This is a genomic window from Novisyntrophococcus fermenticellae, from assembly GCF_018866245.1.
Taxonomy (GTDB): Bacteria; Bacillota; Clostridia; order Lachnospirales; family Lachnospiraceae; genus Novisyntrophococcus; species Novisyntrophococcus fermenticellae.
This window is the reverse complement of the sequence record NZ_CP076458.1, coordinates 2,405,754-2,430,353: the sequence shown is the minus strand read 5'-3', so window position 1 is coordinate 2,430,353 and position 24,600 is coordinate 2,405,754. Positions and strand designations below refer to the sequence as shown.

At 43.3% G+C, this 24,600-nt stretch carries 23 protein-coding genes, 1 tRNA gene, 1 pseudogene and 1 riboswitch; of the genes and pseudogenes, 22 read left to right on the top strand and 3 right to left on the bottom strand.

Annotated elements, in window-relative coordinates:
* Positions 1-22: 22 nt before the first annotated feature.
* A complete protein-coding gene (mgtA, locus tag KNL20_RS11195) occupies positions 23-2,749 on the bottom strand; it encodes a magnesium-translocating P-type ATPase (RefSeq protein ID WP_230397832.1) in 2,727 nt (908 codons plus the stop codon).
* Between the two features lie 295 nt (positions 2,750-3,044).
* A riboswitch (M-box (ykoK) riboswitch) is annotated at positions 3,045-3,205 on the bottom strand.
* A gap of 132 nt (positions 3,206-3,337) precedes the next feature.
* Here mgtA and KNL20_RS11190 point away from each other — a divergent pair.
* The 13 genes from KNL20_RS11190 to KNL20_RS11130 all read left to right on the top strand — a co-directional run bounded on the left by KNL20_RS11190 (position 3,338) and on the right by KNL20_RS11130 (position 15,769).
* Positions 3,338-4,762: a phospholipase D family protein gene (locus KNL20_RS11190; protein ID WP_230397831.1), complete on the top strand. Its 1,425-nt coding sequence runs from the start codon at positions 3,338-3,340 to the stop codon at positions 4,760-4,762.
* Between the two features lie 36 nt (positions 4,763-4,798).
* On the top strand, positions 4,799-5,440 hold the full coding sequence (locus tag KNL20_RS11185; RefSeq protein WP_230397830.1) for a 4'-phosphopantetheinyl transferase family protein: 642 nt from the start codon (positions 4,799-4,801) through the stop codon (positions 5,438-5,440).
* A 3-nt stretch (positions 5,441-5,443) separates the two neighbouring features.
* Positions 5,444-7,249: a serine hydrolase domain-containing protein gene (locus tag KNL20_RS11180; RefSeq protein ID WP_230397829.1), complete on the top strand. Its 1,806-nt coding sequence runs from the start codon at positions 5,444-5,446 to the stop codon at positions 7,247-7,249.
* A gap of 1 nt (position 7,250) precedes the next feature.
* The gene (locus tag KNL20_RS11175; protein ID WP_230397828.1) at positions 7,251-8,051 is read left to right on the top strand and encodes an HAD family hydrolase; all 801 of its coding nucleotides are present in this window, start codon (positions 7,251-7,253) and stop codon (positions 8,049-8,051) included.
* A 105-nt stretch (positions 8,052-8,156) separates the two neighbouring features.
* On the top strand, positions 8,157-9,221 hold the full coding sequence (locus KNL20_RS11170; protein WP_230397827.1) for a PTS transporter subunit IIC: 1,065 nt from the start codon (positions 8,157-8,159) through the stop codon (positions 9,219-9,221).
* Positions 9,222-9,269: 48 nt separating this feature from the next.
* A tRNA-Met gene (locus tag KNL20_RS11165) sits at positions 9,270-9,343 on the top strand.
* 92 nt (positions 9,344-9,435) lie between these two features.
* A complete protein-coding gene (srtB, locus tag KNL20_RS11160; protein ID WP_230397826.1) occupies positions 9,436-10,257 on the top strand; it encodes a class B sortase in 822 nt (273 codons plus the stop codon).
* 51 nt (positions 10,258-10,308) lie between these two features.
* Positions 10,309-10,503, top strand: coding sequence for a DUF951 domain-containing protein (locus tag KNL20_RS11155; protein ID WP_230397825.1), 195 nt, complete (start codon positions 10,309-10,311; stop codon positions 10,501-10,503).
* Positions 10,504-10,640: 137 nt separating this feature from the next.
* The gene (locus KNL20_RS11150; RefSeq protein ID WP_230397824.1) at positions 10,641-11,108 is read left to right on the top strand and encodes a single-stranded DNA-binding protein; all 468 of its coding nucleotides are present in this window, start codon (positions 10,641-10,643) and stop codon (positions 11,106-11,108) included.
* Between the two features lie 209 nt (positions 11,109-11,317).
* Positions 11,318-13,366, top strand: coding sequence for a DHH family phosphoesterase (locus KNL20_RS11145; protein ID WP_230397823.1), 2,049 nt, complete (start codon positions 11,318-11,320; stop codon positions 13,364-13,366).
* Positions 13,367-13,813 (top strand): 50S ribosomal protein L9, encoded by a 447-nt coding sequence (gene rplI / locus KNL20_RS11140; protein ID WP_230397822.1) that lies wholly within the window; start codon positions 13,367-13,369, stop codon positions 13,811-13,813.
* A gap of 23 nt (positions 13,814-13,836) precedes the next feature.
* Positions 13,837-15,165: a replicative DNA helicase gene (gene dnaB / locus KNL20_RS11135; protein WP_230397821.1), complete on the top strand. Its 1,329-nt coding sequence runs from the start codon at positions 13,837-13,839 to the stop codon at positions 15,163-15,165.
* Between the two features lie 172 nt (positions 15,166-15,337).
* Entirely contained in the window at positions 15,338-15,769 is a 432-nt protein-coding gene (locus tag KNL20_RS11130; protein WP_230397820.1) for a MerR family transcriptional regulator, read from the top strand.
* 74 nt (positions 15,770-15,843) lie between these two features.
* On the opposite strand, the gene KNL20_RS11125 is transcribed toward KNL20_RS11130, so the two are convergent.
* Positions 15,844-16,014, bottom strand: coding sequence for a DUF362 domain-containing protein (locus tag KNL20_RS11125; protein ID WP_230397819.1), 171 nt, complete (start codon positions 16,012-16,014; stop codon positions 15,844-15,846).
* 537 nt (positions 16,015-16,551) lie between these two features.
* Between KNL20_RS11125 and KNL20_RS11120 the strand changes: the two genes are divergently transcribed.
* Positions 16,552-16,755: a DUF1858 domain-containing protein gene (locus KNL20_RS11120; RefSeq protein ID WP_230397818.1), complete on the top strand. Its 204-nt coding sequence runs from the start codon at positions 16,552-16,554 to the stop codon at positions 16,753-16,755.
* 74 nt (positions 16,756-16,829) lie between these two features.
* Here the strand turns inward: KNL20_RS11120 and KNL20_RS11115 are convergent, their stop codons facing one another.
* Positions 16,830-17,564 carry an adaptor protein MecA gene (locus KNL20_RS11115; RefSeq protein ID WP_230397817.1) on the bottom strand — a complete coding sequence of 245 codons (735 nt, stop codon included), beginning with the start codon at positions 17,562-17,564 and terminating at the stop codon, positions 16,830-16,832.
* Positions 17,565-18,246: 682 nt separating this feature from the next.
* On the opposite strand from KNL20_RS11115, the gene KNL20_RS11110 reads away from it, so the two are divergent.
* From KNL20_RS11110 to upp, 8 genes and pseudogenes are all read left to right on the top strand, one after another.
* Entirely contained in the window at positions 18,247-18,474 is a 228-nt protein-coding gene (locus KNL20_RS11110) for a hypothetical protein (RefSeq protein WP_230397816.1), read from the top strand.
* A gap of 208 nt (positions 18,475-18,682) precedes the next feature.
* Positions 18,683-20,356: a glycosyl hydrolase family 18 protein gene (locus tag KNL20_RS11105; protein ID WP_230397815.1), complete on the top strand. Its 1,674-nt coding sequence runs from the start codon at positions 18,683-18,685 to the stop codon at positions 20,354-20,356.
* A gap of 97 nt (positions 20,357-20,453) precedes the next feature.
* Positions 20,454-21,080: a hypothetical protein gene (locus KNL20_RS11100; RefSeq protein ID WP_230397814.1), complete on the top strand. Its 627-nt coding sequence runs from the start codon at positions 20,454-20,456 to the stop codon at positions 21,078-21,080.
* Between the two features lie 90 nt (positions 21,081-21,170).
* Positions 21,171-21,862 (top strand): annotated as a pseudogene (locus KNL20_RS16005) (N-acetylmuramoyl-L-alanine amidase family protein).
* Between the two features lie 108 nt (positions 21,863-21,970).
* Positions 21,971-23,020, top strand: a complete 1,050-nt coding sequence (locus KNL20_RS11090; protein ID WP_230397813.1) for an L-threonylcarbamoyladenylate synthase — start codon at positions 21,971-21,973, stop codon at positions 23,018-23,020.
* A 15-nt stretch (positions 23,021-23,035) separates the two neighbouring features.
* Positions 23,036-23,497 (top strand): arsenate reductase/protein-tyrosine-phosphatase family protein, encoded by a 462-nt coding sequence (locus KNL20_RS11085; RefSeq protein WP_230397812.1) that lies wholly within the window; start codon positions 23,036-23,038, stop codon positions 23,495-23,497.
* The gene (gene rpiB / locus KNL20_RS11080; protein ID WP_230397811.1) at positions 23,494-23,925 is read left to right on the top strand and encodes a ribose 5-phosphate isomerase B; all 432 of its coding nucleotides are present in this window, start codon (positions 23,494-23,496) and stop codon (positions 23,923-23,925) included. The genes KNL20_RS11085 and rpiB overlap by 4 nt, the downstream gene beginning before the upstream one ends.
* Before the next feature lie 44 nt (positions 23,926-23,969).
* A complete protein-coding gene (gene upp, locus KNL20_RS11075) occupies positions 23,970-24,599 on the top strand; it encodes a uracil phosphoribosyltransferase (protein ID WP_230397810.1) in 630 nt (209 codons plus the stop codon).
* Position 24,600 lies beyond the last annotated feature (1 nt).

Sequence of the window (24,600 nt, the reverse complement as noted above, 5' to 3'; positions counted from 1 at the left end):
AGTTCCCTTTTACAGAAGTTATTTACAGTAATTCACCATATCGCCGGATAAACATATTTTTAGCAAACGTAGCCAATACCATGTAAAGGAATATGGTGAGCCCCAGCCAGGCAAAGTATACCGGTGGAAGAGCGGCAAGTCCGATAGACGCTCCAAAAGGTGTAAATGGTATCACGGTCAAAGCAGCTATCCCTGAAAATGTCAGCAGGGTGACCGAAAGGGAAGCATGACTTTGGATAAACGGCAGCTTAGGTGTACGAATCATGTGAATGACGAGTGTCTGGCTCCACATCGATTCGACGAACCATCCGGAATGGAAAAGTGCGATATAATAGGCCTTCATACCGGGATCGGTAAGCTGATGATATAACTGTCCGCCGCACATGGCCGGGCAGATAATAAAGTACAACAGCAGGTAGGTCGTGATATCAAACACAGAACTGGTCGGACCAATCCACAGCATGAATTTTCCGATGGAGGAAGCATCCCATTTCCTTGGTACAGTAAGAAACTCTTTGTCTACATTGTCCCATGGAATCGCTGTACAGCTTAAGTCATAAATCAGATTGAGCAAAATCAGGTGAATGGGCAGCATGGGAATGAATGGAAGGAAAGCGCTCGCTATAACTACTGAAAAAACATTTCCGAAATTGGAGCTTGCCGTCATCTTAATGTATTTTATCATGTTGGCATAGGTCTTACGTCCTTCAATAATACCTTTATCAAGAACTGTTAAGTCCTTTTCAAGCAGGATTACATCCGCAGATTCTTTTGCGATATCTACTGCAGTATCCACAGATATGCCCACATCCGAGGCCTTCATTCCGGCGGCATCATTAATGCCATCTCCCATATATCCCACACTATGTCCCTGATCGCGCAGTACAGTGATGACACGTGCCTTTTGCTGAGGAGACAGCTTTGCAAAGACGCTGGTTTTTTCGGCTGCTTCACCCAGTTCGGTGTCACTCATCTGGTCCAGATCAGAACCAAGGAGCATATGACTGACAGGAATTCCCACCTGGCGGCAGACGGAACGGGTTACTTTATCATTGTCCCCTGTGAGGATTTTGACCTCGACTCCATGCTGGTGCAGCGCCTTTACAGCCTGGGCTGTGGATTCCTTCGGCGGATCCAGAAAGGCCAGATAGCCGATGAGGACCATGTTGGACTCGTCTGCGGCGGAAAAGGCTCCAACCGGAGAAGGATTTGTTTTCTGTGCAACAGCTATGACGCGCATGCCATCTTCATTCAGCTCATTTACTTTGCGCAGAATATACTCCCGGATGGAGCGCGTCAGTGGAATTACCTGTCCGTCATATTCTGCATAATTTGAGATGGAAAGCATCTCTTCGACTGCACCTTTTGTAATCATCTGAGTTTTTCCGGTAGAATCGGAGACAACTACGCTCATGCGGCGCCGTTCAAAATCAAATGGAATCTCATCCACCTTCTGGTATTGTTCAGAAAGACCCAAAAGGCTCTGTTCTGTGTTTTCTTCTTCATGTGTACGTTCTATAATTGCCACATCCATGAGGTTCCTCAAACCAGTCTGATAGTAGCTGTTTAAAAAGGCATGGCGAAGTACTCTTGCATCTTCGTTTCCGTGGATATCCATATGGTATTCCAGAACCACCTTATCCTGTGTCAGTGTACCTGTCTTATCCGTGCAAAGGATATCAATAGAACCAAGATTCTGGATAGAATTTAAATTCTTTACGATTGTTTTTTCCCTGGACATGCTGACCGCACCTTTTGCCAGGCAGGTCGTAACAATCATCGGAAGCATCTCAGGAGTCAGCCCGACAGCTACGGATATGGAAAATAATATAGCTTCCATCCAGTCCCCATTGGTAAAACCATTGATGAACAGTACCACGGTTACCATTACAAGCATAAACCGGATCAGAAGCCAGGAAACGGAGTTAACCCCCTTTTCAAAACTGGTTTTCACAGGCTGAACATCGATGTTTTTTGCCATATCGCCAAAAATTGTGCTGTCCCCGGCGGCGACAACCAAACCGGAAGCAGTGCCGCTGATTACATTTGTCCCCATAAATGCCAGGTTTGGGATCTCTGTGACGGCACCGCAATCCTCGTTATATGCATGGGATGTTTTTTCTACAGATGCACTTTCTCCGGTAAGGGCAGACTGACTGATGAATAAGTCTCTGGCGGCAATGATTCGTAAGTCAGCAGGAATCATGTCTCCGGCTGACAGATGTATGAGATCACCGACTACTACGTCTTCCAGCGGAATTTCAGCCCTTCCGATTCCCTGACGTTCCACATTGGTAGTGGTCTTAATCATCTTCAAAAGATTATCTGCGGCATTTCCGCTCCTGGCCTCCTGCACAAAGCGCAGAACACCGGAAATCAGTACCATGGATACGATGATGATCACGGTCATGGGATTTTTTTCGCCTGTATCTGCCATAAGAACATCAGTAAAAAGTGATATTGCGGCAAGTATAAACAAAACAGCGGTAAAGGGATTGACAAATGCCTGGATGATTCCCAGGGCAAGGGAATTCTTCTTTCCACGTGTAATTTGATTGCTGCCATATTGCTCTCTGGATTTTTCCACGGCTTGTTCGCTTAAACCTTCGGGTGTGGTTTCCAAAGTATTGTATAATGCATCAGCTTCGGCAGCAGAGGCGAATTTCAGTCTTTCTGTGGCTTTTGCACGGCATGCTTTCTCTTCGCCTGTTTTTCTGGCCTCCGTACGGTAAAACAAATTTTTCTTCATAGGTCTGTACCTCCGTTTATAATGTAATTAAAAGCAGCAGGAAGCACAGCCCATCTTATGACGAGCTATAGTCTGAATAACAGGATATTATGATGAGGAGGATGGAAGCGTTGGTTCCGTGTCATCACCATATATTGCATTCGCCCATCAGAATCAAGGCTGCGTATACCTCCGGGTTCCATGTTCCTCACCTCCCTTTCCTGTAAAAGTCCTTCATTTGTCCGGACATAAAAAGCCCTGTAACCGTTTTCAAAACGATGACAGGGCAAAATCTTTAAATAGCTTATTTAAAAAGCATTCATCCGCCATCGTTCAAGCTTCAACTTCACAGGGCAATGAAGATACATTATTCCATGCCTTGTTTTCGACATGGACTGTTTACCTGCTCATAGTGTCTCCACTATTTTGCGGCAGTAACCCGTATCCCTGTGGTAGCCTCGCCTACCGAAACGTATTATTACGTTATAAGTATAAGTGGGCAGGTGGGTTTTGTCAACCCTTAAAATAAAGCTGTTGCGATATAATCCATTCTACGATAGAATGATTAGAAAAAGGGAATACTATACATATGAATGTTGTGGTGATCAGATGAAGCGAAAGATAACAGTGGTTTTGATAACATGTGTAATATTGATAATTGCGGCGATTGTCGGACCATTTCTGCCCTATCGGAAGGTAAGTGCAGAGACAAAAGATAAATTTAGTACGGATATATTTTACGGAGATAAGGAGGGAACGGACCGGGTTCAACTACTGGAATCCAATCGCAGTGCCCTGGATGAAAGAATACGATTGCTGCACCAGGCAAAGAATAGAATTATCATGAGTACTTTTGACATGCGTCCGGGCGAAAGTACCGAAGACGTGTTGGCTATGCTTTTGCATAAAGCGGATCATGGGGTCAAGGTCCAGGTACTTGTGGATGGCATCAGCGGTCTGATTCGGATGAAAGGTAATGCGTTGTTTTATGCGGCATCGTCGCATCCAAACGTGGAAATTAAGATTTATAATGAACTGGACCTGCTTCGCTTGTGGAAGAGCCAGGGCAGAATGCATGATAAATATATCATTGTGGATGATCTGGGATATATACTGGGCGGGAGGAATACATTTGATTACTTCCTGGGAGAATATTCCACGAATTCCAGAAGCCGGGACAGAGAGGTATTGGTCTATAATACCAAGTGGGATGAAAAGAAGGATAATACAAGTTCTCTTAAGCAGGTGGAGAAATATTTTAATAACATCTGGAATCTGGATGTATGCACATACTTTCATGATGAGCAGACTTTAAGAGAGCGAAAAGAAGTCAGGAGCCAGATACGTATGTTGGAACAGCGGTATGAGAAAATCAAAGAAGAGAATCCTGACTTATTTAAGGAGATTGACTATGCAAAACAGACCGTTCCCACGAACCGGATTCAGCTGCTTTCCAATCCTACCGGAATCTATGGAAAGGAACCGCTGGTGTTCTACGAACTTACCGAGCTGATGAAACAGGCACAGAATCAGGTTATCATCCACACACCTTATGCTGTCTGCAACGGATATATGGATTCTACGTTAAAAGAAGTCTGCCGGAAGGTACCAGAAGTTCATATGTTGGTCAATTCAGTGGAAAATGGAGATAATGTGGTAGCCTCCAGCGATTATTTGAAATTCAAAAGTAAAATTCTGGACACAGGAATTCAACTGCTGGAATACGATGGAGGAGAATCTTATCATGGGAAATCCATCCTAATTGATGATAACATATCGGTGATTGGATCCTATAATCTGGATTTAAGAAGTACGTATGTGGACACGGAGCTGATGCTGGTCATTGACAGCTGTCCATTGAATCAGGAATTAAGGGGGGCTATGGAAACATTGGAAACAGATTCCAGGATTGTGGTCAACAGGAATACCTATATTACACCGGAAAATGTTCAGGTCGCAGAAGTTCCGGTATGGAAAAAAATGCTATGGGGATTTTTTGGCATTATCCTGCACCCATTCAGAGTTATGATTTAGAAATCGGGATTGCTACAAGTACCCAGGGAGACAGATGTGATAAATATTTATGTTCAGGAATTTATGGAAGAAAAGGGAAGACGGAAACATCAGGCGGAGCATGAGGCCGGAAAAAAGCTGCTGAAGAAAATGCTGAAACAGATTTATGAAGTGGATGATTATGTGATAGAATCGGAAGCACAGGGGAAACCCTGGCTTTCTTCTCACCCTGAAATTCAGTTCAATATCAGTCACAGCAGTCATTTGGTGGTATGTGCAGCGGCAGATATGGTTTTGGGAGTTGATGTGGAGCGGATACGTCCATTTCGAAGTCAGATGATTCAAAAGATTTTCAGTTCCGAAGAACAGGAGATGTTCAGCAGGAAAAGAATGAATGAGGAAGAACAAAGACGGTTATTTTTTCAGCTCTGGACACTGAAGGAAAGCTATGTAAAAGCTGTGGGATGTGGAATCCGCATGCCTTTGAAAAGCATATCGTTTTCACTTGACCAGGGAAAGATACAATGCAGTCAGAAGCAATATCAATTCTGGCAGACAGAATTGCAGAATCAATATGTACTTTCTGTATGTTGGAAAAACCAGGATCTGCCTGTAACAGAAAAACCATATCTTACGGTTATGGATACAAAGGGTTATTCTGGGAATGGATGGGCATATGAACTTATGAACAGGAGGTAGAAGATGGCCAGGGAACAGATTGCAGTTGCCGAGATGATTTTGAATATGATTCAGGGAAAGACAGATGGGACCAGCAGGGTGGATTATCATCCGCAAAAGCAGGAGTTTCCTGCTGATGAAGCGTATGAACAGCCGTTTGAACGGGCGACACCTGAGAGTCAGGGAGTTTCCTCCGGACTTTTATCCCGGATGATAAGAGAATTGGGGAATACGGCAGAGACGGATATGCATCATCTGATGATGTTAAGGCATGGAAAAGTAATCTGCGAGTGTCATTTTGCTCCTTACAGGGGAAACCTCTGGCATATCGCTCATTCCTTATGTAAAAGTATTACGGGTATGGCAATCGGTCTTTTGATTCAGGAAGGCAAGCTGTCACTGGACGAAAATATCTATAAAATATTTGAATATAGAAACAAGCTTTTGCCAAGGCTGTTCCGGCCGGTGGTTACAGTGGAACATCTGCTTACGATGACCAGTGGGGTACAATTTAATGAATCGGGAATTATATCGGGAAATGATTGGCTGTCCGGTTTTTTGAACGCTCCTGTTTCTGAAAAGCCGGGAACCACTTTTCAGTATAACAGCATGAATACGTATGTCCTGTCTGCGATTGTAACAGAGCGGACCGGACTTAGCCTGACAGAATACCTGACTCCCCGGCTATTTGCCCCTATGGGAATCAGAAAATATCTGTGGGAAACCTGTCCGAAAGGAATTGTAAAGGGCGGATGGGGACTTTTCATCTGTCCGGAAGATATGGCGAAGTTGGGACAACTTTACCTGCAAAAGGGAATGTGGAAAGGGCAGCAGCTCATTCCGCAGGAATGGGTGGAGAATTCTATCCGAAAGCATGTCGAGAGCGTGGAAGGTACTTTTGGTTATGGATATCAGGTCTGGCAGGAGAGCAGGCCGGACAGCTTTGAATTTAATGGTATGCTCGGCCAGAATGTAATCGTTTATCCGGATATGGATATGGTTCTTGTTACCTGTGCCGGAAGCAACGAGTTATTTCAGAATTGCGTTATGCTGAATATTATCCGGAAATATCTGCCCAATGATTATCATCCGGGAGAGAGACTGGAGGAAAACCCCAACAGTCTTCTGTTACTTCAAAGGCTGATGGCGGAGATGGAGGCAGGGGAAAAGAATCTCCCTCTGATTCATAAAGGAGGATGGGAAAAGGGGCGGAACAGGCCCTGGGGGAAAGCAGGAAACAGAACGCGGGAAGTACCAGAAGCCATTAAGAAGATTGCAGGACAAAGTTATATCATGGATATTAAGTCCGTAGGACTTTTCCCTTTGGTCATGCAGGTATTTCATAATAATCTGACGGAAGGAATCCAAAGGATAGCTTTTCGCTGCGAGGCGGGTGAATTCTGGTTTCGGGTGCAGGAAGGAAAAGAGTGGCATGATATAAAAGTAGGCTTTGGAAAGGCAGCAGAAACCTGGATCACGATTCACGAAGAGAAATATCTGGTGGGAACCAGAGGCATCTTTACGACAGATGAAGACGGTGTATTAGTATTAAAGCTGGACATCGCTTTTTTGGAAGAGGCGGTGCGGCGTAAGGCGAAAATCTTTTTCCGGGAGAATGGTATTGAGGTGCGGTGGAAGGAAACACCAGGAAAAGATTTGATTATGGAAGGCCTTAAATCTATTATGGCTGATATGGAAACTAATCTGCTGCTTCAGGCAGTCAGGGGAAAGTGGGGTACGGAACTGATTTATCTGCTTATGGAGCGGACAATCGAACCTGTTGTAAACGGAAAACCGGAAGAGAATTGTACGGAAGATGAAAGGATATGAAATGAAAAAAAGAATAAGACTGGTAGCATCTGACATTGATGGGACTTTAATACCTGAAGGAACAAGGGATTTGAATCCACAGATATTAAAGATGGTCAGAAAGCTAAAGGATAAGGGAATTGTATTTGCGGCTGCCAGCGGCAGACAGTTTGATGGAATGAAAATCTTATTTCACGAAGTGGAAGATGATATGATTTTTATTTCCAACAATGGTGCTTATGTATCCTGCAGAGGTACAAAGATGTTTGAGGCTCTTATAAACCCGGAGGATGCGCGTCGGCTGATTTCTTATATACGAAAGCAGAACGGCTGCTTCTTTCTTGTGTCCACGGGAGCGGAAGTGTCCTATATTGAGGAAGATGTTCCGCAGTCCTTACGGGAACTTCTTATAAAGGGGTATGGGAATAACATTAAGGTAGTACCTGATATATTGGAGCTGGACCTCCCGATGGTTAAAATCTCCATGTATAGAGAAGAAGGAGTCAGGGAGTTGGCAGACAGTATGAAAAAGGAATGGGAGGCGTGCTTCCGCGTATTGGAGGCAGGAGACTGCTGGCTGGATTTTGTGGATTATAAAGCAGATAAGGGAATCGCTCTTGAAAGTATCCAGAAAGCACTTCATTTTTCGAAAGAAGAGACGATGTGTTTTGGTGACAATCTGAATGATATAGGTATGTTAGAGCATGCGGCATATAGTTACGCAATCGGCGGAGCCAGGTCAGAGGTGAAGGATGTGGCCAGATATGTGGCAGATACAGTGGAAAATGACGGAGTTTTAAAAACACTGGAAAAACTTGTGTGAAATCTCCTTGCCTTACCTGTGAAAATATGATAGACTTTCGGCAAGTGACAAGACACTTGGATTTACTGTCTAAGGGTTTTGTATATTCAGAGCAGGGGGCACGAAATGAAAACAATAAAAAACATCTGTAATCATATTTTTATCGATGGGTTGAGTGGCATGGCGCAGGGGCTGTTCGCCACTTTAATCATTGGGACTATTTTGCAGCAGATTGGATTAGCCATCGGAGGAACATGGGGAAATTCTATATTTCTGATTGGAAAGGTGGCCGCCATCTGTACAAGTGCAGGAATTGGTATCGGTGTAGCTCATAAATACAAGGAAAGTGCTCTGGTTACTGTCTCTGCCGGAGTTGCCGGAATGGTAGGCGGATACGCGAGCGCTATTTTAGCAGGGACGATATTGACGGAAGGGACGATGATGCTGTCAGGACCAGGAGAACCTCTCGGGGCATTTGTGGCCGCCTTTGCGGGAATCACTGTAGGCCACCTCATATCCGGCAGAACGAAAGTAGATATTATTGTCACTCCTCTGGTGACAATCTGCAGCGGTTCTCTGGTGGGATTGATTGCCGGTCCGCCTATTACAGCCTTGATGACGGGACTGGGCGATATCGTAAACTGGGGTACAGAGCAGCAGCCGCTTCTGATGGGAATTGTGGTGTCCGTGGTGATGGGCATTGTTTTGACACTTCCGATCAGTTCTGCAGCACTTGGCATTATCTTGAACCTTCAGGGAATCGCCGCCGGGGCGGCAGTGATTGGATGCTGCTGCAATATGATTGGATTTGCAGTAGCAAGCTACCGGGAGAATAAGGCGGGAGGCCTTCTGGCTCAGGGAATCGGAACTTCGATGCTCCAGGTGCCGAACATTATGCGCCATCCGCAGATCTGGATTCCTGCCATCGTTTCCAGCGCTATTTTAGGTCCTGTAGGTACAATGCTGGTTAATATGCAGTGCAATGCCACCGGCTCCGGTATGGGGTCAGCCGGGCTCGTAGGGCAGATTATGACGTATCAGACGATGATTGCTTATGACGATCCCAAACTTGTTATGATAAAAATAATCATGATGCAAATTGTACTTCCGGCAGTCATTTCCTTTATTGTTTCAGAACTGATGAGGAAAAAGGGATGGATCAGGCAAGGGTATATGGCATTGGATTTATAACTTATGTTTGACATTTTTGCCTTTTGGGTATAATATATAAGAAGGCAGCGCGGGATGGAGCAGTCTGGAAGCTCGTCGGGCTCATAACCCGAAGGTCGCAGGTTCAAATCCTGCTCCCGCAATTTCTGGAATAGCGTCCTCAGGATTATGAGGACGCTATTTTAAAATTACTGTATATGTTACACTTTATCGGCCATAAGGAAGGAGGAGTGATTTGAAGAAACCTGAGAAGAAAAAAAGAAAGGGTGGTATTATAAATACACTTCTTTCTCTGGGAATCATCATATGTATAGGCGTGTTTGCATTTTCTGCATATAAGCTTTTCGGGATTTACCGGGATTATAAGGCAGGGGAGGACGAATATTCCGAACTTCAGCAATATGCCGATTCAAAGCCGGAAAAGGTGAATCCGGAGCAGACCGGTGAAGCTGCTTCCGGGGAAACATTATCCCTGGAAAGCTTGGATTATGTACCCCCGGAAGTAGACTTCGAGACATTACGTGCGATGAATCCTGATATTGTCGGATGGCTGGTAGTAGAGGCACTTGACATCAGTTATCCAATTGTACAGGGAAGGGATAATGATGAATACCTGCACAGAACCTTTGAGAAGAAAGATAACTTCGCGGGCTCTATCTTTATGGATTATATGAATAAGCCGGATTTCAGTGACTGCCATACCATCATCTATGGGCATAACATGAAAAATCAATCCATGTTTGGAAAGTTAAAGTTCATAAAGGAGCAGGAGAAGTATAAAGACAGCCGGTATTTCTGGATTATTACTCCGGAGCATAAGTATCGTTATGAAATATTCAGTGCTCATGTCACTCCGGTGGATGGAGATACCTATACATTGTTCAGTGCGCCGGACCAGCAGTTTCTGGATTATCTGAACAAGATGACAGGAGAATCGCAGATACCGCAGAGCGGCATTATACCCCGGGCAGAGGATAAGGCGGTTACACTTACAACATGTACCAGCAATGATGCCTCCCGTTTTGTCGTTCAGGGCATTCGGGAGTCTACCTGGTAAGCGGTAACCCGGAAGCAGCCTGTTATAAGTTTAGAAATGAGGTAAGACAGCATGGACCGTTTGGATTATAGGGTAGGAGATATTGTTAAATTAAAGAAACCTCATCCCTGTGGGAGCAGTGAATGGGAGATTTTAAGAGTGGGAGCTGATTTCCGGCTGAAGTGCACAGGCTGCGGACATCAGATTATGATTGCCAGAAAATTGGTGGAGAAAAATACGCGCGGTTTAAAGCGGGATGAACCTTAAGCTATAAAGGCGCTTTTGCTCCGAAGATTGACGATTACCCTGTTTTATGCTATGATAATATTCCGTGATATATATAAAATATGCGTTATTCAATGTACTTACATGAGACCACGAAAAGAGAGAACAGAGGTAAACATATGAACAAAGTTATATTAATGGGGAGACTGACAAGAGATCCGGACATTCGTTATTCTGCCGGTGAGAATTCAACCGCTGTAGCAAGATATACATTGGCCGTTGACAGAAGATTCAAGAGAGATGGTGAGCAGACTGCAGACTTTATCAGCTGCGTAGCCTTTGGAAGAAGCGCAGAATTTGCGGAAAAGTATTTTCGCCAGGGTATACGGATTGTAATTACAGGGAGAATTCAGACAGGAAGTTATACAAACCGTGAAGGTGCTAAAGTTTACACCACGGATGTTGTTGTGGAAGAACAGGAATTTGCAGAAAGCAAATCTGCAGGTACAGGAAACAGTGCGCCCTATGGGGCAGGCGGATTTGAAAGTTCTGGAGCTTCTGCCGGTGCACCAGCCAGTGCTCCTGCTTCTGCCGACGGATTTATGAATATACCGGATGGTATAGATGAAGAATTGCCCTTTAATTAAATGATCGGAGCGCTTAAAAGCCTGATTATTAATTTTTTCTATCCTTAAAAGCTGTTCCGTCCGGAAATAATCTATGAGGTTAACGAAGGACGGAACAGCTAATTCTTTTCATATCCACGGAATCGTGTTATAATTAAGTGATACCAGGGTCAAAATCCCTTTTGACCCGATAGTATGCGAAGTGTAACCTTTAAATCCAAGGAGATACTATGGGAAATAATAAGATTAAAATAAGCGGGCAATTGCGCTCTTACTTAAAATGGCCGATGATACTTTCTGCCTTACTGATTATCATGAATATATTTATTTATGTTATCAATAGACGTGCAGGAGCAGTGATGACTGTTTTTGTGGCTTTTTATATTGCAATTGTGGTGCTTTTGTATTATCATAACCGTCCGATTTTATTTAATGACCTTATTTCATTTGCCACGAGGTATGGGCAGGTACAGAAAAGTCTGATGAGTAATCTGTCAGTGCCTTATGCACTTCTGGATTCACAGGGAAAACTGTTGTGGGTGAATAAGAAATTCGCCGAGCTTACTGGGAAAGAGAAGCAGTACCATAAATCGATTACGAATATATTCTCGCAGATTACGATGGATAAGCTGCCGGAGAATGAAGAGGAGTCAGAGGTTACGCTCACCTATGAAAACCGTGATTTCAGAATTCATATGAAGCGTATTATGATGGATGAACTCCTGGGTGATTCTGAGATTATAACTGCAGAAAACCAGAATAACCATCTGACGGCCATGTTTCTTTTTGATGAAACGGAATTAAATACGTATATCAAAAAATATAAAGCAGAGAATATGGTGGCCGGATTTTTATATCTGGATAATTATGACGAAGCACTGGAAAGTGTGGAAGAGGTGAGACGTTCATTGCTTACTGCACTTGTGGACAGAAAGATTAATAAGTATTTTAATGACACGGATGGACTGGTCAAGAAGATAGAGAAGGACAAGTATTTTCTGGTAATGCGTCAAAGTTCCCTGGATGAGCTGAAGGCCGGCAGATTTAGTATTCTGGAAGAGGTAAAGACAGTTAATATCGGCAATGAGATGGCGGTGACTATTAGTATCGGAATCGGGGCGAATACGGGGACCTATGCCAAGAATGCAGAATTTGCAAGAATTGCCATTGATCTGGCATTGGGAAGGGGCGGAGACCAGGTAGTTGTCAAAGAAGGCCGGCAGATTTCCTATTATGGCGGAAAGACTCAGGCAGTCGAGAAGAATACCAGAGTAAAGGCCAGAGTAAAAGCGCATGCACTCAAGGAACTGATGCTGACGAAAGAAAAGATTGTAGTTATGGGACATAAAATTACAGATGTGGATTCTTTTGGTGCGGCTGTAGGTGTTTACTGTGCCGCTAAGGCATTGGACAAGAAGACCCATATTGTAATTGACAATCCTACTACTTCAATTAAGCCGTTGATGGCGGGTTTTTTGAATGATCAGGAATATGGGCAGGATATGTTTGTCTCCTGCCATGAGGCAAAAGAGATTGTGGATGATAACACCATGGTAGTGGTGGTAGATGTTAATAAGCCAAGTTATACCGAGTGTGAGGACCTGCTGTATCTGACAAAGACTATTGTAGTTCTGGATCATCACCGCCAGGGAAGCGAAGTTGTTAAAAACTCTGTATTGTCATATATAGAGCCGTATGCGTCCTCCGCATGTGAGATGGTTGCAGAGATATTGCAGTATTTTGCAGATGGAGTGCGCATCCGGAACATAGAAGCGGATACCATCTATGCGGGAATTATGGTGGATACCGATAACTTCATGCAGAAGACAGGTGTTCGGACCTTTGAAGCAGCTGCGTTTTTAAGACGCTGTGGCGCCGATGTATCGAGGGTTCGCAAACTTTTCCGGGAGAACATGTCTGATTATAGGGCAAAGGGTGAGACGATTATGAATGCGGAGCTGTTTCGGGATTCCTTTGCAATTTCCGTCTGCCCTTCGGATTATGTGGAGAGCCCTACAATTGTAGGTGCTCAGGCCGCTAATGAATTATTGAATATTATTGGTGTGAAAGCCTCTTTTGTTTTGACGAAATTTAAGAATACGGTATACGTCAGTGCCCGGGCTATTGATGAGATAAATGTGCAGATTATCATGGAACGTCTGGGCGGCGGAGGCCATTTGAATATAGCGGGCTGTCAATTTGAGGAAATTGACCTGCCGGAAGCAATTGATATTTTGAAAGAAACATTGGCAGAAATGTTGGATGGAGGAGAGATTTGAATGAAAGTTATTTTATTGCAGGATGTTAAAAGCCTTGGAAAGAAAGGCGATGAGGTAAATGTCAGTGATGGATATGCAAGAAATATGATTTTGCCAAAAGGTTTGGGAGTAGAGGCGAATGCCAGGAATAAGAATGATTTAAAACTGAAGAAAGCGAATGAAGAGAAGATAGCGAAGGAAAATCTGGAAGCGGCTCAGGCATTTGGAAAAGAAATAGAAGCAAAATCGGTGAGTTTGTCCATAAAAGTTGGAGAAGGCGGACGTGTTTTCGGTAGTGTATCTGCAAAGGAGATAGCTGAGGCTGTCAAGGAGCAGCTGGGATTTGATATCGATAAGAAAAAGATGCAGCTTACCAGTCCGATTAAAAGTCTGGGCACGACCATGGTACCAATCCGCCTGCACCCAAAAGTGACTGCAGAGCTGAAGGTTCTCGTCAGGGAGGCTTAAGTTAGAGGAGGAAGCAATCAGGAATGGAGGAAGCACTCATTAAGAGAATACTGCCCCACAGTGTAGAGGCAGAACAGTCTGTAGTCGGCTCTATGCTAATGGGGCGTGAGGCCATCAGTATGGCTTCCGAGATGCTGAATAGTGATGATTTTTATCAGCATCAATATGGTGTTATATTTGATGCCATGGTAGAGTTGTTTAATGAAGGAAAACCGGTAGATCTCATAACATTACAGAACCGCCTGAAAGAAAAAGATGTTCCTCCTGAAATAAGCAGTATGGAATTTGTCAGAGATTTGCTGGCTTCTGTTCCAACCTCTGCTAATGTAAAATATTATGCTACAATTGTAAGTGAGAAAGCAGTTCTCCGGCGTCTCATCAGATTGACGGATGAGATATCAAATGAATGTTATCTAAATAAAGAACCGGTAGAATTAATCCTGGAGGATACCGAAAAAAAGATGTTTGAGCTGCTCCAGCAGAGAAATTCGGGAGATTTTGTGCCCATTCGTCAAGTGGTCATGAACAGTTTGGAAAATATCGAAAGAGCTTCCAAGGCAAAGGGTACTGTTACCGGAATTGCTACAGGCTTCACAGATTTAGATTATAAAACTTCGGGATTCCAGCCTTCTGATTTGATACTGGTTGCCGCGCGTCCGTCTATGGGAAAGACGGCGCTGGTTTTAAATATTGCTCAATATATGGCTTTTAAGCAGGATAAACATGTCGCTATTTTCTCCCTTGAGATGTCAAAGGAGCAGTTGATGAACCGGCTTCTTTCCATGGAATCCAAGGTGGATTCCCAGAGTATGCGTAATGGCAGTCTGAAAGACGATGATTGGGCCAAACTGATAGAAAGTGCTGGAATTATCGGTGAATCGAATTTGATTATTGATGATACGCCTGGCATTTCCATTCGTGAATTGCGGTCAAAGTGTAGAAAATATAAGCTGGAACATGGACTGGATATCATCATGATCGACTACTTACAGTTAATGAGTGGTAACGGGAAAGGGGATTCCAGGCAGCAGGAGATATCAGATATTTCCCGTTCACTGAAGTCACTGGCTCGTGAACTGGGGGTTCCGGTAGTTGCATTGTCTCAGTTGTCGCGTGCGGTGGAATCACGTCCCGACCATCGGCCGATGCTTTCGGATCTGCGAGAATCAGGGGCCATCGAACAGGATGCGGACGTAGTAATGTTTATTTATCGTGATGATTATTATAATAAAGATTCTGAAAATAAAGGAATAGCAGAAGTAATTATAGCGAAACAAAGAAATGGCCCGATTGGCACGGTAAATCTGGTATGGCTTCCGGATTATACTAAGTTTGCAAATCTGCAAAAATAGAGCATTCACAAAGTGAATGCTCTATTTTTGTCGTATTTTCTTAAGACATGTAATTTTGAAGGGATAAAGAGTGAAGGACGAGGGAAGATGTCGAAGACTTTTTGTTGTGTTTCAATTTTGAAATGGTATAATATTGTTAGAGCTTTAAGATTTCAGAAAAGGGGTAGGATTTATGCTGTCGAGGGACATCTATACGATGACAGAGGCCTCAGGGATTGTAGAAGAGCGGTCATCAGTGCTCAGGTATTGGGAAGACGAGCTTTGCTTACATATTGCGAGGAATCAGAGGGGACATCGCTACTATACTGAAAAGGATATTGAGGTTTTATTTTGTATTAAAGAACTTAAGAAAAAGGGACACCAACTAAAAGAAATTAAAGAAGTCATTCCTATGATGTATGGAGATGCCTTTTCGAAAGAGGAGGAGGAACGAAAAGAAGAATTTTACCGGATTCTGGACAAGCTGATGCAGGAATTGCAGAAAAAGAATCAGCAGGAGGAACGCTATAAACGTGTGGATGAGGCCATACGCCAGCATCAGTTAGCAAGAAGACAGGTTGCTGCAACACAGGAAAATACGAAGAAAAAGAAACAAAAGGTTTAGGCCTGAAGTAATAGGAGACAAAAAAGGACTGTGATAAAAGAAGCATATCACAGTCCTTATTGATTTTTTATGCATTATTCAGCAGAGATAGCGCCTGTTGGGCAGACTTCTTCACAAGCACCGCAATCTACGCAGGTATCAGCGTCGATCACATACTTGTCGTCTCCGGCAGAGATAGCTTCTACTGGACATTCACCCTCACAAGTTCCGCAGGCAACACATTCATCACTAATTACACGTGCCATAAGTAGTATCCTCCTTTATAATTATGTTCAGTAACTCACTTCGAGTTCTTAACTTATTTTAATATATTCGGCTTTAGAATACAAGTACAAAATTATGTACATTACTTGCGCAACGCCCCAAAAGGTATTATAATGTAACCTATCGGAAGAAAATCAAGCGGATCCGAAGGAGACATTTGATTTTACCCGATAGGTTAACGAAAAACCGAAGGTTTTGAGTTTATTACACGAAGTGTAACCTATCGGAAGAAAATCAAGCGGATCCGAAGGAGACATTTGATTTTACCCGATAGGTTAACGAAAAACCGAAGGTTTTGAGTTTATTACACGAAGTGTAACCTATCGGAAGAAAATCAAGCGGATCCGAAGGAGACATTTGATTTTACCCGATAGGTTAACGAAAAACCGAAGGTTTTGAGTTTATTACACGAAGTGTAACCTATCGGAAGAAAATCAAGCGGATCCGAAGGAGACATTTGATTTTACCCGATAGGTTAACGAAAAACCGAACTAATAAGATAAGGAGGAATTAATATCATGGCTCAGATTTCAAAAGATATGACGATTGGTGAGTTAATCAGATTAGATCAGAATATAGCTTCTATTTTAATGAGATCGGGTATGCATTGCATAGGCTGCCCATCCTCTCAGGGAGAAACACTGGAAGAAGCTGCTATGGTTCATGGAATGGATGCTGATGTGCTGGAACAGCAGATTAATGATTTTCTTGCTCAGAACTAAAGGCTTTGTTTTTTAATATAGCTATAAAAGAGAGGGGCTGCAGCGAATACTGCAGCCCCTCATCTTAAGCGCCATTATAAGTTTATCAGTTGCTGCAGTGCCTGATCACCAATGATCAGATTATCATGTTCTCTGAGATATGCCTCTGAAACAGCAGAGAAAGTAGTACCTGTTCCGTATTCTGACAAGATGTTGCAGACTTTGTTAAAGTCTTCCGGAGTAGAGCCAGCCTGATGGAGAACCAGCTGGTATGTGCCTTGTCTTGCATTTTTATATAATGAGTTTTCTCCGGTGAAGTAACCGTTAATTCCATGTGCTGCAAGTATTGCCTCATCCAGGCTTTTGAAAGCAAATGCATGCATTAAATCAACGGGTGCTTCAAGTTTTTTAGGCTGACTGCTTTTTCCGTCCTTTTTCAGTTCCTGAAGTTTGTTCTTGGCCTCAGTAAGTTTGTGAAATACATCGATGATATCATCGGCTCCGGTAATCTGAGGAAGGTCCGCGGCAGTACTGTCGTTACCATCCGGCGCAAATTTGGAAAAACGGGTATCCAATTCTTCCGGATCATCAACTTTTGTAATTATCAACACAATACTATCCGGCGAAACCGGTATTGCTTCCACCATCAAGGGGGAATTATCGGAGTCAAAGCCGAATTCACTTTGTGCTTGCTGCATCATATCCTGAAACAGATTCTTGGCCTTTTCTGTACCATAGGCCAATTCACTAAGTTTAATCTCTCGGTTTGCCAAATCATCGCTGGTAAGCGTGCAACGAATCTGATTGTCATTAATTTTTTCAATTTTCATAAAATCACATCCTTTTCAGTCGCAACAGCGAAATATAGTCAATGGCTGCTTTTGCTGTAACGATAAAAATATTCTATCGTTACATATAGTATATACCATGAAGCTCAAATATGTAAAGCACTTCACTGTTTTTTTATATTTTGTTTAAATCTCCTATAATATATACTAAAATTGCTCGTATATGAATTCAGGTGCCGCTGACAGATTTGCCAGCATAATATATAAATATAAACACATCAGGTTTTCTAAAACATTCCTTTCTGCTTTCGGGGATATTAGTCAGCCGTAAATCCTGGCTGAACTGTATAGAATTAAAAAAATATAAATTTCAGGAAATCCCCTTGAAAAAAATCTGTATATAAGTATAATACTTGATAAGAAGTGGCAATGATGGATGCATGGTAAGAGAGGAAGTGATACCCTTGAGCCATTGATTCATAGTATTTAAAACATATCACATATCACAGAAATTCGGCAGTTCGCCGTTTCAAATTTTCTGACAGGATGTCTGATTATAATCGCAAATATAATTTCCAATTTTACTGAAAAAGATGAAGAGTAAATCATGGGTCTGTTGTTCCATTCTTAACACAATAGGTAAGCCGATTCTTTGAAAGGAAGGGCGTATGAATTGTTTATGTATATCACGGAAGGATGAATATGAATGCGTCCGGTAAGGAGAATGAAAGACAAAGAAAATAGTTATGTTTTAAGGATGAGTGCGCTTCAATCGGAGTTGATTGAGCTTCAGCGTGATAAGATTTCGCTGAGACTTAACGGAAGTGAAAGCAGCCCTGAAGAAATCGTATGTGCCTGTGCTATAGCCGAACAGGGTACTTATATGCGTGATTACATAGGAGCTAAGGGTATCATCCGCCAGATTGATTTTACTTACGTAAAGGAAAGATAATACTGAATCCGACAGCAGAGAGTATGGGGTCCCTTGCGCATAACACTGCTGTCGGATTTTTGAATAGTAATGAGCCTTTAATAAGTTACGCAGTAGAAAGCATGAAAAATATACTTGCCCCGAAGAGGGGGTTCTTGTATACTGGACATATATGATACTTATCTATGCAGAATACAAATGAAAAGAGACAGAGAGGAAGAACTTTTAGATGAAGAAAAAAGTAGCGCCGGTTTTGATTGTGATTTGCTTAATTCTGGCGGTGATGATTGCTGGTGGAATAAGCATCTTTATCACCTATCGCGCCCCCACCAGAAAGATGGCAGATCTGGACAGTTATTATGGGCTTAAAGAGAAAGGACAGGCGGCTTTTGTTATAAATGATGTAGTATCCGACGCTCCCGGAATATATCGTGATGGTGAGGTGTATATGCCCTATGCCTCCGTACAGAAATTGTTGGATACAAATTTTTACTGGGATGACCGCAATCAGCAGATGCTGCTGACCCTGGCTGACGGTATCCGGACCATTGCACCCGGCGATACGGCTTATGCAACGGACACAGGAGCCCCTGCGCTGATTGGAGAAAACGGGATTTACTATCTGGCGGTGAATTATATTCAAAAATTCACAGACATGGATTGCGATACATACACCGACCCTGTCAGGACAGTTATTCGCACAAGATGGACGAATTTAAAACAAGTGACGGTAACGAAAGAAACTGCAGTAAGATTAAAAGGTGGGATTAAGAGTAAAGTCCTGAAGCAGGTGAAAAAGGGAGATTCTCTTACCTTTCTGGAAGCTCTGGATAACTGGACTAAGGTAAGTACTGCGGAAGGCTTTATAGGATATGTGGAGAAGAAATCAATATCGGGGGAGGAAAGTGCACCTCTCCGGGCGGAGAACAGAAGCCTGTATTACCCGTCAATCTTAAAGGATTACAAGATTAATCTGGCCTGGCAGCAGGTAACTACAGCGGATGCGAATGCATCATTTCCCGACATTATTGCGAATGCATCCGGTCTGACGACCATATCCCCTACATGGTTTAAGCTGGCGGACAATGAAGGCACGGTTTCCTCTATTGCCGGTAAGGAGTATGTGGATCAGGCCCATGGAAGAGGAATTGAAGTCTGGGGGCTTATTGATAATTTTAATAAGGAAGTATCAACAGAAGAGGTGCTTGCGGACAGTGCCAAAAGGGGCAGGATCATAGATCAGCTTTTGAGTATTGCCGCAGAGTGTGGACTGGACGGAATCAATGTAGATTTTGAACAGCTTTCGGAAGGGAGTATACCGCACTTTCTGCAGTTCTTAAGAGAACTCACGATAAGAGCCCATGAAAAAAATCTGGTGGTTTCGGTTGATAATCCGGTGCCGCAAGACTATAATATGTATTATAAACGTGGGACACAGGGTAAGATTGTGGACTACGTGATTATCATGGGGTATGATGAACATTATTCCGGAAGTGAGCAGGCTGGGTCTGTAGCATCCCTTCCTTTTGTGGAAAAAGGAGTTAAGCGGACATTGGAAGAAGTTCCTGCAGCCAAGGTGATCAATGCGATTCCTTTCTATACGAGAGTCTGGACTGAGACGTTTGGTCAGGATATGCCTTCGAGTGAAGTGCTTGGCATGGATGGTACAGACCGTTATATAGAAGAGCATCAGATGACCAGGGAATGGGATCCCAAGCTGGGGCAGAATGTAGCTATTTCAGAAGATGATACGGCAAGATATACCATTTGGGTAGAAGATGAACAATCTATAGAAGAGAAGATGAAGGTAATTCAAAACTATGGATTGGCAGGAGTAGCCGAGTGGAGAATCGGTCTGGAACGGAGTACGGTATGGGATATCATAAACCGATATAACAGTTAACTTATAACAGGCAGAGAGATCCAAAAGGAGGAGTATATATGACAGGAAACGGAGATTTATTCAAGACAACGTTAATGGGGGCTATGATAAGGAAGAGGTGGCTGAAGTAATTACGCAGATGAAGGATACCGCCTATGCGGAAAAAACCAGGTTTTTGGGAATTATCAAGGAAAAAGATGACCAAATTGAAAGATTAACAGATAAATTAAGACAATCTGAGCAGAACATCGAATCTATCAAATGCGATATTAAGGAAAAATATCAGCCATATATTGACAATTATGACAGTATAGGAAGGCTTGTTTTTGATGCCCAGGTCCGGGCGGATGGTATTATTAAGGATGCCGAAGAGACAAGCACCCGTATGATTGCGCAGGCACAGACGGCCGCCCGCGAATGCCTGGAATCGGTTCAAAAGGAGGTAGATGACAGGCTTTCAGAGGGTAAGAAAAAGTATATTGCTGTGCAGGAGGAACTCGGTGCGACCGTAGAGCTGATGAATCAGGTGCAACGTCGTTTTATGGAGGCTTGCAAAGCAGTAAATAATATTGTCAGCAGTGTACCTGAATCCATGCAGGAGTTAGAAAGTGAGATGGAAGAAGATTCTTATTCCGAAGATCAGCTATTTGAGGAAGCCGCTTTCTTAACGGCAGATGAAGCAGATGGCGGTCATGATGAGGATATAGATTCGAATAAATCAGATGAAGCAGAAAATCAAGAATAGAAATACTGAAGTCAAGACTGAAAGAAAGACCCCCGGCATATATTATTAGAAAGATGTCGGGGGATTTTTTTTGCCGTGGGAAAAAGATGGATGGAGCTGATAATGGCACTTCTGCTTATTGCGGGAATTTTCGGGCTTTCCCGGGAAGGTGCAAAATTGGTCAGTCAACAAAAAGCGGATAAGGCGACAGTTGTTCTGGATGCAGGGCATGGTGGCACAGATCCTGGTAAAATAGGCGTAAATGGTGAAAAAGAAAAAAAATTGAATCTGGAAATTGCATTATTATTAAAAAAGGAGTTAGAGGCACATGATATCCATGTTGTGCTGACCAGAAGCTCGGATGAAGGCCTTTATGATAGTAACAGCAAAAATAAAAAGGTTCAGGATTTGCAGCAGCGTTGTGAACTGATACATAAGACTGCACCTGACTGCATGGTCAGCATTCACCAGAACAGCTATACTACCCCTGAAGTGAGGGGGCACAGGTATTCTATTATACGCATTCTGCAGAAGGGAAAAAACTGGCAGAGGATTTACAATCTGCGCTGGTAGAGAAGGTAGATCCTGATAATAACAGACTGGCAAAAGGAAATACCAGCTACTATCTGCTGAAAAAGACAGATGTTCCTGCTGCAATTGTAGAATGCGGCTTCTTAAGCAATCCGGAAGAAGCACAACTGTTAACATCGGAAGAATATCAGAAAAAACTATCTAAGGCTATATGTGATGGTGTTTTAAAATATCTCGGAAAAAGTAAAAAATCAGATAAATCCAGCAGATGACTGAAGATATTTCTGGAAAAAGATAAAGGGTTTTCAATCCGGAACGAACATGATATAATAGGTTAACGAAAACCGAAGGTTTTGAGCTTGTTACACGGAAGGATAATAATGAAGACTGAGATTGCTTTGATGAGCGAGAAACAACTGGATATGCATGCGCTTGAAAAAGCAGGCAGAATTTTGAGGCAGGGCGGTTTGGTAGCATTTCCTACGGAGACAGTTTATGGTCTGGGTGGGAATGCCCTGGATCCTGCTGCCTCTGAGAAGATTTATGCAGCAAAGGGGAGACCATCGGATAATCCGCTGATTATACATATTGCAGATATGGAAAATTTGCGTAAGATTGTTTTACGAGTACCCCCAAAGGCTGAAAATCTGGCGGACAGATATTGGCCGGGACCTCTTACCATGATTTTTGATAAAGCCGCTTGTGTACCATATGAAACAACAGGTGGATTAGACAGTGTTGCGGTCAGGATGCCAAGTAACCGGATTGCCCTGGAATTAATCCGACAGGCGGGTGGCTATGTAGCTGCCCCCAGTGCCAATACGTCAGGGAGACCCAGCCCAACGTTGGCAAGCCATGTGGCGGAAGACTTGTCCGAGCGTATCGATATGATTATTGATGGGGGGATGACAGATATTGGTCTGGAATCCACAATTGTGGATTTTACCGAGAACTCCCCTGTGATTTTGCGCCCGGGTTATCTGAATCAGCAGATGCTGGAAAAAGTGATTGGTGCCGTGCGGATTGATCCGGGTCTTTCGTCTGTTGACAGCAAGGTCAGACCCAAGGCTCCCGGGATGAGGTACAGGCACTATGCTCCGCGCGGAGAGCTTGCGATTGTGGAAGGCAGCGTGGAAAAGGTTGTGGATAGGATCAATGAACTGACCCGGAGACGTCTTAAGGAAGGTGCCGGTGTGGGAATTATCTGCACAGATGAAACTCTGGGAAGCTATCCTGTGGGAAAAGTGAAAAGCATTGGTACCCGTACCAATGAAGAAAGTATCGCATTGCACCTGTATCAGGTATTGAGAGAGTTTGATGAAGAAGAAGTAGACTACATCTATTCGGAATCTTTTCATACACCCCGGATGGGACAGGCCATCATGAACCGTCTGCTGAAAGCGGCGGGACATGAAATTATTGAAACATAGTTGAGGTGACACCTAGTGAAGCAATATGACAGATTAATATTTGTGGATTCGGATGATACCACGCGTGCGCCTATGGCAAAAGTGATTATGAAAAGCAAGTTCCTGATGGGAAATCTGGACATTCAGTCAAGAGGATTAGTGGTACTTTTTCCAGAGCCCATGAATCAAAAGACAGAAGCTGTGCTTATCAGCAATGGCTATCATACAAAAGATCATACGGCTGCTCAGCTCATGCAGGAGGATATTGGTGAGCGGGTGCTGATTCTGACGATGGAAGATGCCCAAAAGGCTAAAATCTGGGGAAATTATGAGAATGCCGCAAATGTTTATACAATTGCTGAATTTATTAAGCAAAGCGGTGATGTGCCGCCGCTTTACGGGGAACCTTTAACTACTTATGGGAAGTGTTATGAAAACCTGGAAGCTTTAATTTCAGGGGTTGTGATACAATTAAATGAGGAGGAATTGCGAAAATGATAGCAATAGGTTGTGACCACGGAGGCTTCGATTTGATGCAGTCAATTAAGGAGTATCTGGATGGGAAGGGGCTGGAATATAAGGACTTTGGATGCCGGGATACTCAGTCAGTGGATTATCCGGTTTATGCCAGAAAGGTATCACATGCAGTATTGAGCGGCGAATGCGATAAGGGTATATTGATATGTGGAACCGGAATCGGAATTTCTATTGCGGCCAACCGTATCCGGGGAATCCGTGCGGCACTTTGCACGGATTGTTTTTCTGCTGAGATGGCAAGACTTCACAATAATGCCAATATAGTGGCTCTGGGAGGTCGTGTGGTGGGTTCCGGGCTTGCAGTTAAAATTGTCGAAACCTTTCTGAATACACCATTTTCGGAAGAAGAGCGCCATGCAAAAAGAATTCATCTGATAGAGGCCGAATAAAGTGCAAATACTGGAATACAAAAGTTAAAAGGAGAATATCTAAAATGTCAAAAATAGTAGTTATGGATCACCCGTTAATACAGCATAAAATCGGAATTATCCGCAGATCCGAAACAAGCTCTAAGGAATTCAGGGAGATGATCAGCGAAGTTGCAATGCTGATGTCATTTGAGGCAACCAGAGAACTGCCGCTTGTTGACATTGAAATTGATACACCAATCTGCAAAACGACAGCAAAAGAACTGGCAGGAAAGAAAATGGCTGTGGTTCCGATTCTGCGGGCCGGTCTGGGTATGGTAGAAGGTATGCTGGCGATGATTCCGGCTGCAAAAGTAGGTCATATCGGTCTGTATCGTGATCCGGAAACGCTCGAACCGGTAGAATATTACTGTAAGCTGCCTTCTGATATTGCAAGCCGTGAAGTTTTTGTTACAGATCCTATGCTGGCTACCGGAGGATCTGCTTCGGCAGCAATCACTATGCTGAAAGACAAAGGTGCTAAAAAGATTCACTTCATGTGTATCATAGCAGCGCCTGAGGGCGTAAAAAAGATGCAGACCATTCATCCGGATGTGGATATCTACATTGGTGCACTGGATGAACATCTCAATGATCACGGTTACATCGTGCCGGGGCTCGGAGATGCAGGAGACAGGATTTTTGGCACCAAATGAT

Excerpts from the sequence above, each read along its gene's own strand:
- KNL20_RS11180 (WP_230397829.1), top strand. The coding sequence starts at position 5,444 with ATGGCCAGGGAACAGATTGCAGTTGCCGAGATGATTTTGAATATGATT.
- KNL20_RS11190 (WP_230397831.1), top strand. The coding sequence starts at position 3,338 with ATGAAGCGAAAGATAACAGTGGTTTTGATAACATGTGTAATATTGATA.
- KNL20_RS11115 (WP_230397817.1), bottom strand. The coding sequence starts at position 17,564 with ATGAAAATTGAAAAAATTAATGACAATCAGATTCGTTGCACGCTTACC.
- KNL20_RS11170 (WP_230397827.1), top strand. The coding sequence starts at position 8,157 with ATGAAAACAATAAAAAACATCTGTAATCATATTTTTATCGATGGGTTG.
- KNL20_RS11130 (WP_230397820.1), top strand. The coding sequence starts at position 15,338 with ATGCTGTCGAGGGACATCTATACGATGACAGAGGCCTCAGGGATTGTA.
- KNL20_RS11150 (WP_230397824.1), top strand. The coding sequence starts at position 10,641 with ATGAACAAAGTTATATTAATGGGGAGACTGACAAGAGATCCGGACATT.
- rplI (WP_230397822.1), top strand. The coding sequence starts at position 13,367 with ATGAAAGTTATTTTATTGCAGGATGTTAAAAGCCTTGGAAAGAAAGGC.
- KNL20_RS11145 (WP_230397823.1), top strand. The coding sequence starts at position 11,318 with ATGGGAAATAATAAGATTAAAATAAGCGGGCAATTGCGCTCTTACTTA.
- mgtA (WP_230397832.1), bottom strand. The coding sequence starts at position 2,749 with ATGAAGAAAAATTTGTTTTACCGTACGGAGGCCAGAAAAACAGGCGAA.
- KNL20_RS11120 (WP_230397818.1), top strand. The coding sequence starts at position 16,552 with ATGGCTCAGATTTCAAAAGATATGACGATTGGTGAGTTAATCAGATTA.
- KNL20_RS11175 (WP_230397828.1), top strand. The coding sequence starts at position 7,251 with ATGAAAAAAAGAATAAGACTGGTAGCATCTGACATTGATGGGACTTTA.
- upp (WP_230397810.1), top strand. The coding sequence starts at position 23,970 with ATGTCAAAAATAGTAGTTATGGATCACCCGTTAATACAGCATAAAATC.
- KNL20_RS11090 (WP_230397813.1), top strand. The coding sequence starts at position 21,971 with ATGAAGACTGAGATTGCTTTGATGAGCGAGAAACAACTGGATATGCAT.
- KNL20_RS11155 (WP_230397825.1), top strand. The coding sequence starts at position 10,309 with ATGGACCGTTTGGATTATAGGGTAGGAGATATTGTTAAATTAAAGAAA.
- KNL20_RS11110 (WP_230397816.1), top strand. The coding sequence starts at position 18,247 with ATGAAAGACAAAGAAAATAGTTATGTTTTAAGGATGAGTGCGCTTCAA.
- KNL20_RS11105 (WP_230397815.1), top strand. The coding sequence starts at position 18,683 with ATGAAGAAAAAAGTAGCGCCGGTTTTGATTGTGATTTGCTTAATTCTG.
- KNL20_RS11125 (WP_230397819.1), bottom strand. The coding sequence starts at position 16,014 with ATGGCACGTGTAATTAGTGATGAATGTGTTGCCTGCGGAACTTGTGAG.
- dnaB (WP_230397821.1), top strand. The coding sequence starts at position 13,837 with ATGGAGGAAGCACTCATTAAGAGAATACTGCCCCACAGTGTAGAGGCA.
- rpiB (WP_230397811.1), top strand. The coding sequence starts at position 23,494 with ATGATAGCAATAGGTTGTGACCACGGAGGCTTCGATTTGATGCAGTCA.